This is a genomic window from Marinobacter sp. (genome assembly GCF_044799475.1).
Lineage (GTDB): Bacteria > Pseudomonadota > Gammaproteobacteria > Pseudomonadales > Oleiphilaceae > Marinobacter.
In genome coordinates this window covers 178,626-192,909 of record NZ_CP085217.1, presented here as the reverse complement: position 1 = coordinate 192,909, position 14,284 = coordinate 178,626, and the positions used below count along the sequence as shown (strand labels likewise).

The 14,284-nt window shown below is 59.9% G+C and carries 13 protein-coding genes; 5 read left to right on the top strand and 8 right to left on the bottom strand.

The features are described from left to right. The first annotated feature begins 9 nt into the window (after window positions 1–9). The 3 genes from hisH to hisF are packed head-to-tail and all read left to right on the top strand — an operon-like array spanning window position 10 to window position 2,212. Window positions 10–648, top strand: coding sequence for an imidazole glycerol phosphate synthase subunit HisH (gene hisH, locus LG327_RS00915; RefSeq protein WP_404364845.1), 639 nt, complete (start codon window positions 10–12; stop codon window positions 646–648). A 41-nt stretch (window positions 649–689) separates the two neighbouring features. Then, entirely contained in the window at window positions 690–1,436 is a 747-nt protein-coding gene (gene hisA, locus LG327_RS00910; RefSeq protein WP_404364843.1) for a 1-(5-phosphoribosyl)-5-[(5-phosphoribosylamino)methylideneamino]imidazole-4-carboxamide isomerase, read from the top strand. Window positions 1,437–1,438: 2 nt separating this feature from the next. Beyond that, window positions 1,439–2,212: an imidazole glycerol phosphate synthase subunit HisF gene (hisF, locus tag LG327_RS00905; protein WP_404364842.1), complete on the top strand. Its 774-nt coding sequence runs from the start codon at window positions 1,439–1,441 to the stop codon at window positions 2,210–2,212. Window positions 2,213–2,292: 80 nt separating this feature from the next. On the opposite strand, the gene LG327_RS00900 is transcribed toward hisF, so the two are convergent. From LG327_RS00900 to gpmM, 4 genes are all read right to left on the bottom strand, one after another. Next, window positions 2,293–3,081, bottom strand: a complete 789-nt coding sequence (locus tag LG327_RS00900; protein ID WP_404369567.1) for a divergent polysaccharide deacetylase family protein — start codon at window positions 3,079–3,081, stop codon at window positions 2,293–2,295. Between the two features lie 38 nt (window positions 3,082–3,119). After that, window positions 3,120–4,535, bottom strand: a complete 1,416-nt coding sequence (locus tag LG327_RS00895; protein WP_404364840.1) for a S41 family peptidase — start codon at window positions 4,533–4,535, stop codon at window positions 3,120–3,122. Window positions 4,536–4,647: 112 nt separating this feature from the next. Continuing rightward, the gene (locus LG327_RS00890) at window positions 4,648–5,817 is read right to left on the bottom strand and encodes a murein hydrolase activator EnvC family protein (RefSeq protein ID WP_404364839.1); all 1,170 of its coding nucleotides are present in this window, start codon (window positions 5,815–5,817) and stop codon (window positions 4,648–4,650) included. A gap of 4 nt (window positions 5,818–5,821) precedes the next feature. Further along, window positions 5,822–7,369: a 2,3-bisphosphoglycerate-independent phosphoglycerate mutase gene (gene gpmM / locus LG327_RS00885; RefSeq protein WP_404364837.1), complete on the bottom strand. Its 1,548-nt coding sequence runs from the start codon at window positions 7,367–7,369 to the stop codon at window positions 5,822–5,824. A gap of 134 nt (window positions 7,370–7,503) precedes the next feature. Here gpmM and LG327_RS00880 point away from each other — a divergent pair, with 134 nt between their 5' ends. Then, entirely contained in the window at window positions 7,504–7,920 is a 417-nt protein-coding gene (locus LG327_RS00880; RefSeq protein WP_404364835.1) for a rhodanese-like domain-containing protein, read from the top strand. A gap of 113 nt (window positions 7,921–8,033) precedes the next feature. Then, window positions 8,034–8,534 (top strand): protein-export chaperone SecB, encoded by a 501-nt coding sequence (gene secB, locus LG327_RS00875; RefSeq protein ID WP_404364833.1) that lies wholly within the window; start codon window positions 8,034–8,036, stop codon window positions 8,532–8,534. A 75-nt stretch (window positions 8,535–8,609) separates the two neighbouring features. Here the strand turns inward: secB and trmL are convergent, their stop codons facing one another. The 4 genes from trmL to LG327_RS00855 all read right to left on the bottom strand — a co-directional run bounded on the left by trmL (window position 8,610) and on the right by LG327_RS00855 (window position 14,274). Beyond that, window positions 8,610–9,074, bottom strand: a complete 465-nt coding sequence (gene trmL, locus LG327_RS00870; RefSeq protein WP_404369564.1) for a tRNA (uridine(34)/cytosine(34)/5-carboxymethylaminomethyluridine(34)-2'-O)-methyltransferase TrmL — start codon at window positions 9,072–9,074, stop codon at window positions 8,610–8,612. A 6-nt stretch (window positions 9,075–9,080) separates the two neighbouring features. Beyond that, complete coding sequence (locus LG327_RS00865; RefSeq protein WP_404364831.1) at window positions 9,081–10,259, bottom strand: acetyl-CoA C-acetyltransferase; 1,179 nt, start codon at window positions 10,257–10,259, stop codon at window positions 9,081–9,083. A gap of 118 nt (window positions 10,260–10,377) precedes the next feature. Next, a complete protein-coding gene (locus LG327_RS00860; protein WP_404364829.1) occupies window positions 10,378–11,508 on the bottom strand; it encodes a multifunctional CCA tRNA nucleotidyl transferase/2'3'-cyclic phosphodiesterase/2'nucleotidase/phosphatase in 1,131 nt (376 codons plus the stop codon). Window positions 11,509–11,631: 123 nt separating this feature from the next. Next, window positions 11,632–14,274, bottom strand: a complete 2,643-nt coding sequence (locus tag LG327_RS00855) for an EAL domain-containing protein (RefSeq protein ID WP_404364827.1) — start codon at window positions 14,272–14,274, stop codon at window positions 11,632–11,634. Between the last annotated feature and the right edge of the window lie 10 nt (window positions 14,275–14,284).

The following is a 14,284-nucleotide window of genomic DNA, read 5'->3' as shown; positions in this document are numbered from 1 at the left end:
TTTCCTGATATGAAAACCATTGCCATTATCGACTACGGCATGGGTAACCTGCATTCCGTCAGCAAGGCGGTTGAACACGTTGCGCCGGATGCCCGGGCGCTGGTCACCTCGGACCCGGAGCAGATCCGCGGGGCGGACAAGGTGATTCTGCCAGGTGTTGGCGCCATTCGTGACTGCATGGCTGAGATCCGCCGCCTCAAGGTGGACGAACTGGTGCGGGAGGTGTCTGTTGACCGGCCCCTGCTGGGCATCTGCGTGGGTATGCAGGCGCTGATGTCCCGCAGCCAGGAAAACGGCTGGGTGGACTGCATCAACCTGTTCCCCGCGGAGGTCCGTTTCTTCGGCAATGACCTGCGGGAAAATGGTGTCCGCCTGAAAGTCCCCCACATGGGCTGGAACGAGGTCCACCAGACCATTGAGCATCCCCTGTGGCACAACATCCCCGACGGTGAGCGTTTCTACTTCGTGCACAGCTACTACGCTGATGCCGAGCACAATCCCGACATGGCCGGGCGCACCCGCTACGGCATTGACGTGGCTGCCGCCGTGGCCCGGGATAACGTGTTCGCCACCCAGTTCCACCCGGAAAAAAGCCATCGGGCCGGACTGCAGCTGCTGAAAAACTTTTCCCAGTGGTCGGGCGCCTGACCACTGCATTGCCATTTGACTGACAACGGAATTCAACGCTCATGCTGATTATCCCCGCCATTGATCTTAAAGACGGCAAATGCGTCCGATTGCGCCAGGGCCGGATGGAAGACTCCACCGTGTTTTCCGATGATCCGGTTGAAGTGGCCGCCCGCTGGGTGGATGCCGGTGCCCGTCGCCTGCATCTGGTTGATCTGAACGGCGCTTTTGCCGGCGAGCCGGTGAACGGCGAGATCGTCAACGCCATCGCCAGGCGTTTTCCGGACCTGCCGATACAGATTGGCGGTGGCATCCGTTCCCCGGAAACCATCGAGGCTTACCTCAAAGCCGGTGTGCAGTGGGTGATCATTGGCACCAAAGCGGTCAAGGAACCTCAGTTCGTGACTGATATGTGCAAGCGCTTCCCGGGTCGCATCATTGTCGGCCTTGACGCCCAGGACGGACGTGTGGCTACCGATGGCTGGGCCGAGGTATCGGAAGTCAGGGCAACGGATCTTGCCAGGAAGTTCGCCAACGATGGAGTGGCGGCAATTGTCTACACCGACATAAGCCGGGACGGCATGATGCAGGGGGTCAATGTGGAGGCCACTGTGGCCCTGGCTGAGGCCAGCGGTATTCCGGTGATCGCCTCCGGAGGCGTGACCAATATGGAAGATGTTGTCGGGCTGGCAGAGGTTGCCCATCGTGGCATCCTGGGCGCCATTACCGGCCGGGCCATCTATGAGGGCACTCTGGAAGTTGCCGAAGCCCAGGCCTGGTGCGACAGCTTCAAACGGGCGGAGCGCTGATCATGGCACTTGCGAAGCGCATCATTCCCTGCCTGGACGTCGACAAGGGCCGCGTAGTCAAGGGTGTCAATTTCGTTGATATTCGCGATGCCGGAGATCCTGTGGAGGTAGCCCGCAAATACAACGAGCAGGGCGCTGACGAGATCACCTTTCTGGACATCACGGCCAGCCACGAAAGCCGGGAGACCACCTATGAAACCGTCGAGCGCATGGCGTCAGAAGTGTTCATTCCGCTGACTGTCGGCGGCGGCGTGCGCACCGTGGACGACATTCGAAAACTGCTCAATGCCGGTGCGGACAAGGTCAGCATTAACACCGCTGCGGTATCCAACCCGGAATTCGTGCGGGAAGCGGCGGACCGGTTCGGCAGCCAGTGCATCGTGGTGGCCATTGATGCCAAGCAGGTGGGCGCCACCGGTGAGATGCCGCGCTGGGAAATATTCACACATGGCGGTCGCAAGCCCACAGGGCTGGATGCGGTTGAATGGGCGGTGAAAATGACCGAGATGGGGGCAGGTGAACTGCTGCTCACCAGCATGGACCGGGACGGCACCAAACTCGGCTTCGATCTGGCTCTGACCCGGGCTGTGAGCGACGCAGTGTCAGTACCAGTTATTGCTTCCGGAGGTGTTGGCGAACTGCAGCATCTGGCGGACGGCGTGACCAAGGGCGGCGCGGACGCGGTACTGGCGGCCTCGATCTTCCATTTTGGCCAGCACACGATTCCCGAGGCCAAGGCTTTCATGAAAGCCCAGGGGATTGAAATCCGGGACTGACAGCAAGTCTGGCCAGAGGCCAATAGGGGTCAGATCATGCTTGATCTGACCCCTGGTTTTTGTTGTCTGTGGCAAAAGTTTTACTCTTTCCTCGCCAGGGCCGGTGAAATCGTCCGCTTTTCCCCCTCCGCAAACATCTCCCGGTTGTCATTCCTGATGGCCCAGATTCCGCTGACGGTTGCGACGGCTATGCCCTGTTCGTCCAGGGTTGGCAGGATCTTTTCCAGGTAGTCTACGGTTACCCTGTGGGGATGACCTATGCCGATGGCGGTGCCGTTTTTTCTGGCCTGGGCTATCAGTCTCTGGAACTGGGCGTCCACGTATTCTTCGGTCTGCTCGTGGTCCAGGAACACATCCCGGCTGAGGGTGGGGATCTGGTGGGCGGCGGCTGTGCGGGCGGCAATGCTTGAGGCGATGGTGCGGCTGTCCACGAAATACAGGGGGTAGTGCGTCAGCTCCGCCATGACCCAGTCCATGTTGGCCTGCATCTGGGTGAGCAGGCTGCCCATGTGGTTGTTCACTCCCCGCACATGGGGAACCGAGCTTAGCGCGCGGCGAAGGGTTGTGGTGGTGGCCAGCTGGTTCATGCCAGCGTCCAGGCCTCCCGGGCCCAGCCCGAAATTCCGGGTATTGGCCATGGGAGCGTGCAGCATGATCTCTTTCTGCCTGCGGTGCGCCGCCTCGGCCAGCACCGTCGTATGCCGCCGGTAGGGCAGAAACGCCAGGGTGATGGGCTGTTCCAGATCCACCAGCCGCTGGCCTTCGGTCAGGCTGTGGCCCATGTCATCAATGATGATGGCAATGGTCGGCGGCAGCCCGTCATCCGGTGCCGCCGACGCCAAAGACGTCAGCAGCATGGCTGTCAGCATGCCTGCCACCACAGGTACAACAGATAAACCCATGGGGGTCACTCGGCTCCAGATTTTCTGTGGCCGAGGATCTGCATGCCTTTCAGCAGGTTCAGCGCGGATCTGAGCTGATAGTCCCGGCTGATTGCCTCCCGTGATTCCGCTTCTTCTTCAGCGTCCTCCGGGCGGGCATCCGGGGCGGCTTCACCCTCGCCATTCTCCAGATGCCCACTTAGGTCGGCTTCGGTGAACCTGGGGCCGCTTTCAACTTCGGTCAAACGGGCCTGTTCCACGGTGATGTCCGGCTTGATGCCCTTGGCCTGGATGGATCGGCCGTCCGGCGTGTAATAGCGGGCCGTGGTCATCTTGATGGCGTGGGTATCATCCAGGGGAATAACTGTCTGAACCGAGCCCTTGCCGAAGGTATCGGTTCCCATCAGGACTGCACGGCCCTGGTCCTGCAGGGCGCCGGCCAGGATTTCTGACGCGGAAGCCGAGCCTGAGTTGATCAGAACGACGATGGGCGTGCCGTCTGAGACGTCCCCGGGCTTGGCGCTGAACCGCAGTTGTGAACTCTGGATGCGTCCCTTGGTGTACACGATGAGACCTCCATCCAGCAGGGCGTCGGCTGCTTCCACGGCAGCCTGGAGAATACCCCCCGGATTGTTGCGCAGGTCGATGACAAGGCCGTCCAGACCGCCGTTGGCATCTGCTTTCAGCTTCTCGATCGCACTGACAAACTGGCTGCCAGTGTCTGACTGGAACTGGGTCAGACGGACGTAACCATAGCTGTCGTCAATAAGCCGTGATTTGACACTTGTGACCTTGATGACGGCCCGCTCAACCTTGATTTCAATGGGCGCGCTCTCGCCGTCCCGCAGGATGGTGAGGGTCAGGGTTGTCCCCGGCTTGCCCCGCATGATGCCAACGGCTTCCTCCAGGGTCATGCCTTTCACCGGTTTTTCGTCGAGCTTGATGATGAGGTCACCTGCCTGCACGCCGGCCTCTTCTGCTGGCGTGTCGTCGATGGGGGCAATGACCTTGACGAAACCATCTTCCATGCCCACTTCTATGCCCAGGCCACCGAACTCGCCGGAGGTGCTCTCTTCCAGCTCTTCAAAGGCCTTGGGACCAAGATAGGTGGAGTGGGGGTCGAGGCCGCCCAGCATTCCCTTGATGGCATTTTCCAGCAGGGTCTGGTCATCGACCTCCTCAACATAAGCGGCCTTGATACGGCTGAACACCTCGGTGAACTTGCGGAGGTCTTCCAGGGGCAGCTGTGTTTCCGGGTCGGGCAGGCGGATTTCCACCTTGCGGCCTTCCGATATGGCATCCAGGAGCTGCTGAACTTCCGTCTCCCGGTTTTCGTTCACCTCTTCCTGGGTGTGGGCAAGGCCTGGCAGGCCAAGCAGGAAACATGCACTCAACAGTGCGCTGACAATAAGGGAGTGGTGTCTGTGGCTTGCCCGTGTCATTCACATATCCTGTTGTTCTGGTGGTCTGGTGTTGGCCTGTCCGGCGCTACCGTGGCTGCTGCTCTGACAGTATGGCGGGCCACCTGTCTTTTGTCAGCTGTGAAAGGCTGTTTCACTGGCGCGCTAGCCATTTCTGGGGGTTCTGCGGCTTGCCCCCGTAACGGATTTCGAAATACACACCAGGTTTGTCATTGCCTCCCGACTGGCCGGTAACAGCAATGGTTTCACCAGCCTTTACCCAGTCCCCGGGACTTGTCAACAGGCTGCTGTTGTTTCCGTAAAGGCTCATGTAGCCATCGCCATGGTCGACGATGGTCATCAGCCCAAATCCCCGCAACCAGTTTGAAAACACCACCCTGCCATAATGCACGGCGGTTACATCGGTTTCTCCCTGGGTGGTGATCAACAGGCCGTTGTGGCTGAGCTTGCCCTGGGCCAGGCTGTCACCGAAACGCCTGGTCACCTTACCACGGGCCGGCCAGGGAAGCTTGGCGCGCAGGGCCTTGAATGGTCTGGTCTCGTTTGGCGCCGGAATGCTGGCAATGGCCTCCTCGACCTCCTTCAGGAGTGACTCGAGGCGGGCCCGGTCCTCGCGAAGTGATGCCCGTTCGGACTGTCGTTCTCCAATGTCTGTTTTCAGGACTGCCAGAGTCTGCCGGCGCTGCTGTTTCTTCTCTTCCAGCTGCTGCTGCCTTGCGTTGACGTCCTCCTGCAGGCTGGCAATCCGGGTCCGGGAGGCAAGGACTTTGTTCCGGGTCTCTTTCAGTTCGGCGAGAGTGGCGTTGAATTCCCGCAGCCGGTTGACGGCATCCTGGCTCAGGTATTCGTAATAGGTCATGGTGCGGGTGATTTTCTGGGGGTCGATTTCGTTCAGCAGCACCTTGATGGCCGGAGCATCTCCCGCCATCCAGGCCTGGCGGATCTGCAGCCGCAGGCTGGCACGCTGGCTGTCGAGTTCCCGTGTGAGCCCTGACTCCCGTTCCCGTAATTTTTCAAGTCTGGCCGCCTGCTCCCGGCTCTCGGCCTCCAGCTCCCGACGTTCCCGGGTCAGACGGTTGATGGCCTGGTCCGTCTGTACCAGTTCCCGTTCAAGGCTGCTGCGGTCTTTTTCCGCCTGCCGAAGCCACTGGTCAATACGGCTGATCTGCTGTTTCAGCGCTTTCAGCTGGGCTGGTGTGGCTTCCGGCTCGCCTTCCGACCCATGGGCGGGCAGGCAGATGACTGCGAAGCCCAGTGCCAGCGCAATCAGCGCTGAACGAGACAGGTTACCGACCCCGGTCATCCCGTCACCTGTTGCCCAGCAGGCTGTGTCCTGTCATCTCGGGTGGGGGGTCCAGTTTCATCAGTTCCAGCAGTGTGGGCGCGATGTCGCTCAGGGCGCCATCGTCCGCGAATGACACGGTTTGCGGGCCGACATAGACCAGAGGTACCGGCCCCAGGGTGTGGGCAGTGTGAACCTGACCGGATTCCGGATCCTGCATCTGTTCACAGTTGCCATGGTCGGCGGTGATCAGGCCCTGGCCGCCAACTTTGCGAAGCGCTTCGGTTACCCGGGCGACACACTCATCAATGCATTCCGCAGCCTTGATGGCGGCGTCCAGCTTGCCGGTGTGGCCGACCATGTCACCGTTGGCATAGTTGCATACCACAAGATCGTACTTCCCGCTCTTTATGGCTTCCACCAGCTTGTCGGTGACTTCCGGTGCGCTCATCTCCGGCTGCAGATCGTAAGTGGCCACGTTCGGGGAGGGCACCAGAATGCGGTCCTCGCCCTCGAAGGGCTCTTCCTTGCCGCCATTGAAAAAGAAGGTGACATGGGCGTATTTCTCGGTCTCGGCAATGCGAAGCTGGGTCTTGCCCAGGTTTGCCATAAATTCCCCCAGGCCGTTCGTGAGTTCGGCAGGCGGATAGGCGCAGGTTGCATTAATGTCGGCGGCGTATTCGGTGAGCATCACAAAATCGGCGATTGCAGGCTGGCGCTTGCGCTCGAAGCCGGAGAAGTCACGTTCCACGAACGCCCGGGTCAGTTCCCTGGCCCGGTCAGCGCGGAAGTTCATGAAAATCACCGCGTCGCCATCACCGACAAGCCCATTCGGCTGGTCCCGGTCGTGGATGCGTGTCGCCTTGACGAACTCGTCATTCTCATCACGCTCATAGGCCAGCTCAAGGGCCGCTACCGCATTGGGTGCAGTGAACTCGGCTTCGCCCAGGGTGATCAGGTTGTAGGCGGCTTCCACACGGTCCCAGCGGTTGTCCCTGTCCATGGCAAAATAGCGTCCAACGATGGAGGCCACCCGGCCAACGCCAAGGGCTTTCATTTTTTCTTCGGCTTTTTGGAGAGAGGCCATGGCGCTGCGGGGCGGCATGTCCCGGCCATCGAGAAATGCGTGGATGTAAACCTGCTTTGCGCCTCTTTTGGCTGCAAGCTCCGCTGCTGCGAGAATGTGATCCTCATGGCTGTGAACGCCCCCGGGTGACAGCAGGCCCATGAGATGTACGGCCCCGTCCCGCTTTACGGCTTTGTCGATGGCATCGCACAGAACCTGATTGCTTTCAAACTGGCCGTCTGCGATATCCTTGTCGATACGGGTCAGGCTCTGGTAAACAACCCGCCCGGCACCCAGGTTCATGTGACCGACCTCGGAATTGCCCATCTGACCCTTGGGCAGACCCACGAACATGCCTGAGGTGTTGATCAGGGTTTTGGGCTGCTCCTGCCACAGTTTGTCCCAGCAGGGGGTGCTGGCATTGCTGATGGCATTGTCGTCGCTTGGGTCGCGGTGACCCCAGCCGTCCAGGATAATCAGTGCAGTCGGCGTGCGGGTTGCGGTCATTACTCAATCCGGTCAGGTTAAAAAATTGAATCCCGATTCTAACCGGTTTGACTTGTGCAGGCTATTCGCCGCCGCCTTCTGTAGGCGGCGGCGGGTGTGTATAATCCGGCGAAATAATCCAGCAAGGTGGCTTAATGGACAGGTTGTTTGAGTTTGTGGTCAATCATTACATTCTTGTGTCACTGTTTGTGGTGCTTCTGGCGGCTCTTTTTCTGCTTGAAACCCGCAGGGGCGGCCGGAAAATCAGCCCCCAGGCTGCCGTGGGCCTGATTAACCGGGATGAAGCCGTTATCCTGGATATCCGTGACCGCAAGGAAGTGAAGGAGGGATCCATTTCCGGCTCCATTCACATTCCCCTCAGCGGCCTCAAGGACAAGCTGACTCAGCTCAACAAGCACAAGGACAAAGAGATCATTGTGGTGGACAAGATGGGCCAGCACTCCGCCACGGCCGTTAAACAGCTCAATGCCGAAGGTTTTGACAAGGTTTCCCGGCTGAATGGCGGCATCGCAGAATGGCGGGCCAGCAATCTTCCTCTGGTCAAGAAGTAGGCGTGTTCCGGTAACCGGAACAATATGCAATAGTTGGTCCCCGGCCCGTCCGGACTGACTGAAAATAAACAGGGCGGCCCCTGCCGCCCGGACAAAGACAATAAGGATTGAACATGGCTGACGACCAACAGGCCGCCGCAGGCAGCGAAGACCAGAACCAGCCGCAGTTCGCGCTGCAGCGGATCTACATGAAGGACATGTCCTTCGAATCTCCGAATTCCCCGCTGGTATTTCAGGATCAGTGGAAGCCCCAGGTCAATCTGGACCTGAACACCAGCCATAACAAGATCAGCGACAACCAGTACGAAGTCATCCTGTCACTGACCGTGACTTCGAAGATCGAGGAAAAGGTTGCGTTCATCGTTGAGATCCAGCAGGCAGGGGTTTTCGTGGTGAAGGGGATTGAGGGTGCGCAACTGGGCCAGATGCTCGGTGCCTATTGCCCGAACATCCTGTTTCCCTACGCCCGTGAAGCCATTGATGGCCTGGTGAACAAGGGCAGCTTCCCGGCCCTGATGCTGGCGCCCGTGAACTTTGACGCCATCTATGCTCAGGCACTGAAGCGCAAACAGGAAGAAGGCACTGGCGAGCAGAAGGAAGAACAGACCCACTAAAGGTCTGTCAGGGCGGGGTCATTCCAGATGACTCCGCTTCGCCGCCTTCCCGCTGATCCCCCGCGGTTCCCCCTTTTATTGCCCACCCTCGAACCCCAGCTGTCGCCAGGCCTCATAGACCACAAGTGCTGCGGTATTGGAAAGATTCAGGCTCCGGCTTTCAGGTCGCATGGGCACCCGCAGCCGGTGCTCTTCCGGCAGCTGACTACGGACTTTTTCGGGCAGGCCCCGGGTTTCCGGGCCGAACATCAGGTAGTCACCAGCCTGGTATGCCACTTCGTGATAGGAGTGGGTTCCTTTGGTGGTCAGGCCAAACAGCCGGCCTGGCGCCTCGCTGGCAAGAAATGCCTCGTAGCTGGAATGCACCCTGAGAGTGGCATATTCGCTGTAGTCCAGGCCGGCACGTCGCAACTGTTTGTCCTCCAGGGTGAAACCCAGGGGCTCAATCAGATGCAGGCGGCAGCCGGTGTTGGCGCAGAGCCGGATGATATTGCCGGTATTCGGCGGGATCTCCGGCTCATAGAGCACCACATCGAGGATCGGCACTCAGCGTTCGACTGCCAGGGCCACGCCCATGCCGCCACCTATGCAGAGGGTTGCCAGGCCCCTTCTGACGTCACGGCGGGCCATCTCATGAAGCAGGGTCACCAGAATCCGGCAACCGGAAGCACCAATGGGATGGCCCAGCGCGATGGCACCTCCGTTTACGTTGACGCGCTCCGGATCCCAGCTCAGGTTACGGTTGACGGCAATGGCCTGGGCGGCGAAGGCTTCGTTGGCTTCGATCAGGTCCAGTTCACCGACGGTCCAGTCGGCCTTTTCCAGACAGCGCTGGGTGGCGGGAATGGGACCAGTGCCCATGACCGCCGGATCCACGCCGGCATTGGCATAGCCCCGGATAGTGGCCAGGGGGGTAAGGCCCAGCTCTTCAGCCTTTTCTGCGCTGCACACCATGACAGCAGCTGCACCATCGTTCAGTGATGAGGCGTTGCCCGCGGTCACTGTGCCGTCCTTGCGGAAGGCCGGCTGCATCTTCGCCAGCTTCGCTATGTCTATGCCTTCCCGGGGACCTTCGTCACGGTCAATGACCACCGGATCACCTTTACGCTGAGGCACGCTGACCGGGACTATCTGGCTGTCAAAATAGCCGGCTTTCTGCGCTGCAACGGCCTTTTGCTGGGATGCCGCCGCAAAGGAATCCTGTTCTTCCCGGCTGATATCGTATTTTTCCACTACGTTCTCGGCGGTGATGCCCATGTGATAGCCGTTGAAGGCGTCCCACAGACCGTCCTTGATCATGGTGTCCACCAGTTTCCAGTCGCCCATCCGCTGGCCTGTGCGGCTGTTGGGAAGCACATGGGGTGCCTGGCTCATGCTTTCCTGGCCGCCGGCAATCAAAAGTTCCGCGTCGCCGCAACGGATGGCCTGGACTGCCATCTGAACCGCTTTCAGACCGGAGCCGCAGACCTTGTTGATTGTCATGGCGGGAATGGAGGAGGGCAGCCCGGCATTGATGGCGGCCTGACGGGCCGGGTTCTGGCCCACTCCGGCAGTGAGCACCTGACCCAGGAGTACTTCGTTGATCTGGTTTTCGTCGATGCGGGTTTCTTCCAGCAGGGCGCGAATTACTGCCGCCCCCAGGGCATCTGCCGGCAGGCTCGACAGGCCGCCCCCAAAGCTTCCGATAGCCGTTCGCTTGGCTGCAACAATGACGACGTCACGCATGCAAGTTCTCCAGTCAGGTGTGGGATAAGATCGGGGTGCATTGTACCCCAGCCCCGGAAGAGCGCCCAAGCCCGCCGCTGACTGGCGGTCTTGCCGAAGGTGATATGGGAGCGGCTGGTCAGCTCTTTTCTGTCTGTTTCGGATTTCCCTCTCTGGCGTTCAGCTCCCGGATGCGTTTCAGGCGTTCGTCACGGATGGCTTCGCCCAGGGCCCGGCCGCTGTAACCCTCGCCCATCAATTCTCTGGGGCTTACTTCACGGGCCACTTTTTCCGCCTGCTTCAGCCGTTCTGCAATCCCTGTGTCGAGCGGGGGTTCCAGGCACTGACAGACGGACAGCAGCTTTTCAAAGCGTTCAGGGCGGCGCCAGACATCGCAGGTTTCCAGCAGTGTGAGCTGGTCAGCGGCGCTGGTTGCCGCCTTCAGGTCCTCCCCGTGGCGGGTAACCAGCGTCGCCAGATCCTGGTATTCATTGGGAGCCTTCAGCGCCTGAGCGCGTTCTTCCGCAGGCTGGGGAAGCAGCGGAGAAAGCAGGGCGGCAAATCGCGCTTCGGGGGGCTCGTCCCGCTCGGCAGTGCAGTGGAGGGCGGCCATCGCCTGGCGCCGCTGTTGCGTTTCTGCCAGCTCCGGGATGAGGCCGGCCAAGGCGTTGCAGCTGTTGAGAACATCGAAAAAGACCGTAGGCGCCCGCTCCGTGAGGGCGCGCTGCATTTCCTGCCACACACGTTCCGGAACCAGGTGGTCGAGCTCTCCATCGGCAACCATCTGCTTCATCAGGGCCATGGTTTCGTCTGCCACGCTGAAACCCAGGGGCGCGAACCTTGCCGCAAACCTGGCAGTTCTCAGCACCCGCAGTGGGTCTTCTGCAAAGGCTTCGGAGACGTGGCGCAGGGTTTTTGCTTCGAGGTCCCGCCGGCCGTTGAAAGGATCTACCAGGTTGCCTTCAGTATCCCGGGCCATGGCATTGATGGTCAGGTCCCGGCGCTGCAGATCATCTTCCAGGGTCACGTCCGGGGCACTGTAAACGGTAAATCCGTGGTAGCCGTGACCCTGTTTGCGCTCAGTGCGCGCCAGCGCGTATTCCTCGCCGGTTTCCGGATGAATGAAAACCGGAAAGTCGGCGCCTACCTGGCGATAACCGCGTCTCAGCATCTCTTCCGGCGTGGCGCCCACGACCACCCAGTCCCGGTCCTTGACCTCACGGCCGAGCAGGGCGTCCCGAACGGCACCGCCTACCAGATAGATTTCCATTGATGTGCTCCCGGATTCATGAGGTTGATTCCGGATTATCAGGTGCCAGCCCGGTCAGGGCAAATGGGCGCGGAGGGAGGCAGAAGCAAACCCGGCGCGGGAAATGCCCACCGGGCCGATAATTCAGGTAGTCAGGCTTGAACTGGTGGCCCAGGAGGACGCCTCCAGCCATTTGAGGGCGTCTGTCCTGCTCATCGGTCGCGCCAGGAAGTAGCCCTGGATGTAGTCACACCCGAGCTCCCGCAGCAGGTTCTGGGTAGCTTCATTCTCGACGCCTTCGGCTACCACTTCGTAACCCAGGTCGTGGCACATGTTGATGGTGGTCCGAACAATGGTGGCATCGCCCTGGTTGCTGTCCATCTCCATCACAAACGAGCGGTCGATCTTGATTTCGCTGACCGGGAGCTGCCGGATATAGGACAGCGACGAGTGGCCGGTGCCAAAATCGTCAATGGACAGCTTCACCTTCGCCGCCTGAAGCGCCCGCAGCACAGCCAGGCTCCGCTTGGGGTCAAGCATGGCTGCGGTCTCGGTGACTTCAAGCACCAGTCGGCGGGCTGCCACCTGGTTCTTTTCCAGCAGCCCGCAGACTGCTTCACAGAAGCCAGGTTCGCGCAGGTTCATGGCCGAGATGTTGACGGAGACTGTGGCGTCACAGCCGACTGCATCGAGACCGTTGCAGAAGGTCAGGGCTTCCTGCAGAACCCACTGGGTCAGTGGTTTGATCAGCCCGGTCTGCTCTGCCATGGGGATGAACTCATCCGGCGGGACGAAGCCGTGCTCCGGGTGGAACCATCTGAGAAGTGCCTCGAAGCCGGCTACACGTTCCGTGCTGAGGTGAACCTGGGGCTGGAAGTACAGGGTCAGCCCTTCGGTGCGAAGCGCTTCCCGGAGCTCGGTCATCAGAGTCAGCCGGCGCGGACTATAGGGATTCATGTCGGCCTGGTAAATGGCTATCTCACTGGTTCCCACTCCGGCCTGGTCAAGCGCAATAAAGGCGTGACGGAGCATGGATTGGGCATCCTCTCCGGCATCCTCGCAGAAGCTGGCGCCGATAACGAAGTTGAGTTCCAGCATCAGCCCCATGAACTCGATGGGCTCGGCGAAGCGGGCCGTGAGCTCTGCCGCCTGGCTCATCAGGCGCTCCTGGTCCTCGTCCTGAAGCGCGAAGGCAAAACTGACCCCCTCAATGTGGGCCACACAGATGGTGTCTTTGCCATTGCCCTCCAGATAGACCGCGTGCACGGTCTGCGCCACCAGCTGGTTGATCCGGCTGGCAAACAGACTCAGCAGCTCGTCAGCATGACGGTGGCCGAGGGTCTTGTTGACGTCATCGAAGCGTCGCAGGTGAAGCATGAAGATGGCAGTGACTGCGCTCTCGTTGTTGCTGATAGCCTGGTCGACGATGCGTTCGAAGAGGCTGCGGTCAGGCAGGCCGGTGACTTCGTGATGGCTGGACGCCCGTAGCAGGGCCGCTTCGGTTTCCCGCTGGTTTTTCATGGCATCCAGGACGGCCTGCTTTTCCTGGAAATAGGCTTTGCGCTCACGGTTGAACCTGTCTGCCAGCGCAAATGAAAACAGCAGCGCCTGAGCGGATGTTCCGATGGGTATGCCATGGTTGGCCATGAAGGAGGAGGGGGCGATGCCCAGCTTGTTGAGCACCGTGAAAAGCGCACACACAAGTAGCGCTACCCAGGCAATAGTGAAGAGACGGGCGCTTTTGTCGCCACGCATCCAGAAGGCAACGCCCGCCACCAGATTGGCCAGTCCCACAGGCACAGCCATCATCACCGACAGGCGGGTGGAGATGTCGTAGGAAAATATGAAGGCACCGATTACACACATGGCCGTGGCAGCAATGAGGACAAGAAAAAGGCGGTTCCAGCGGGGGTGCCGTGTACCCATCTCCAGATAATCTCTCGCGAACAGGCACATCGCCAGTTGGTAGAGCGGGACGGTTATCAGAAGCATGTAGTTGTGAAGAGCTGGAGAGTCAGGGTAGATGTACTGAAAACTTGCTCCGTTCAGGCCTGCCATAACCAGAAGGGCAGAGCCAACCAGCAACACATAGGAAAGATAGGCGCGCTCGCGGAAGGAGAAAAACAGGAAGAGGTTGAACAGTGTCATCACCAGCATTACACCGTAAAACATGCTTTCCATGGTCAGCTGCGTATCGCTCTGGCTGGCGAAGGCATTGTTCTGCCAGAGAGTAAGGGGAACCTGAAGGGCGCCGGACGTCTGGATTCGCAGATAGAATTCGCTGGTCGTGTTGGCGGGAAGGGTGACCGGGAAAACGAAATGGCGATGAGCTATGGGGCGCGTATCGAAGGGCCTCCTGTCACCAGTCTGCGCCATCAGTTCCGGCTGGTTATCACGCAGTGCATAAAAATCCACCTTGTCGAGCATGGGGTATGCCAGTTCGATGAGGCGCTCGAGAGGCTGGGCACTGTCGTTGGTCAGCCGGATCCGGAACCAGTAAGTGTCCGCTGTGTAGCCCAGATTTATGTCGTCGGAAGTTTTCTGCCACCGGGATTCCGGCAGCCTGGTGACCTCTGACGGACCAGGTTCATCGTTGGTGACGATGAACCTGGTGTGGCTGGTCAGTTCGACGGATCTGGCCGACGGATCGACCATTCCGGCATGGGCAACCCCCGACACCGTCAGCAGCAGGAGCAAAAGAATCAGGGCAGGCCGGAAGGGCATTGCCGGGCACGGGCTTCCGGGCAACTGAATCTGCCTGTGGCGATAAGTTACCTTACGCAACATGGTTGTCAGT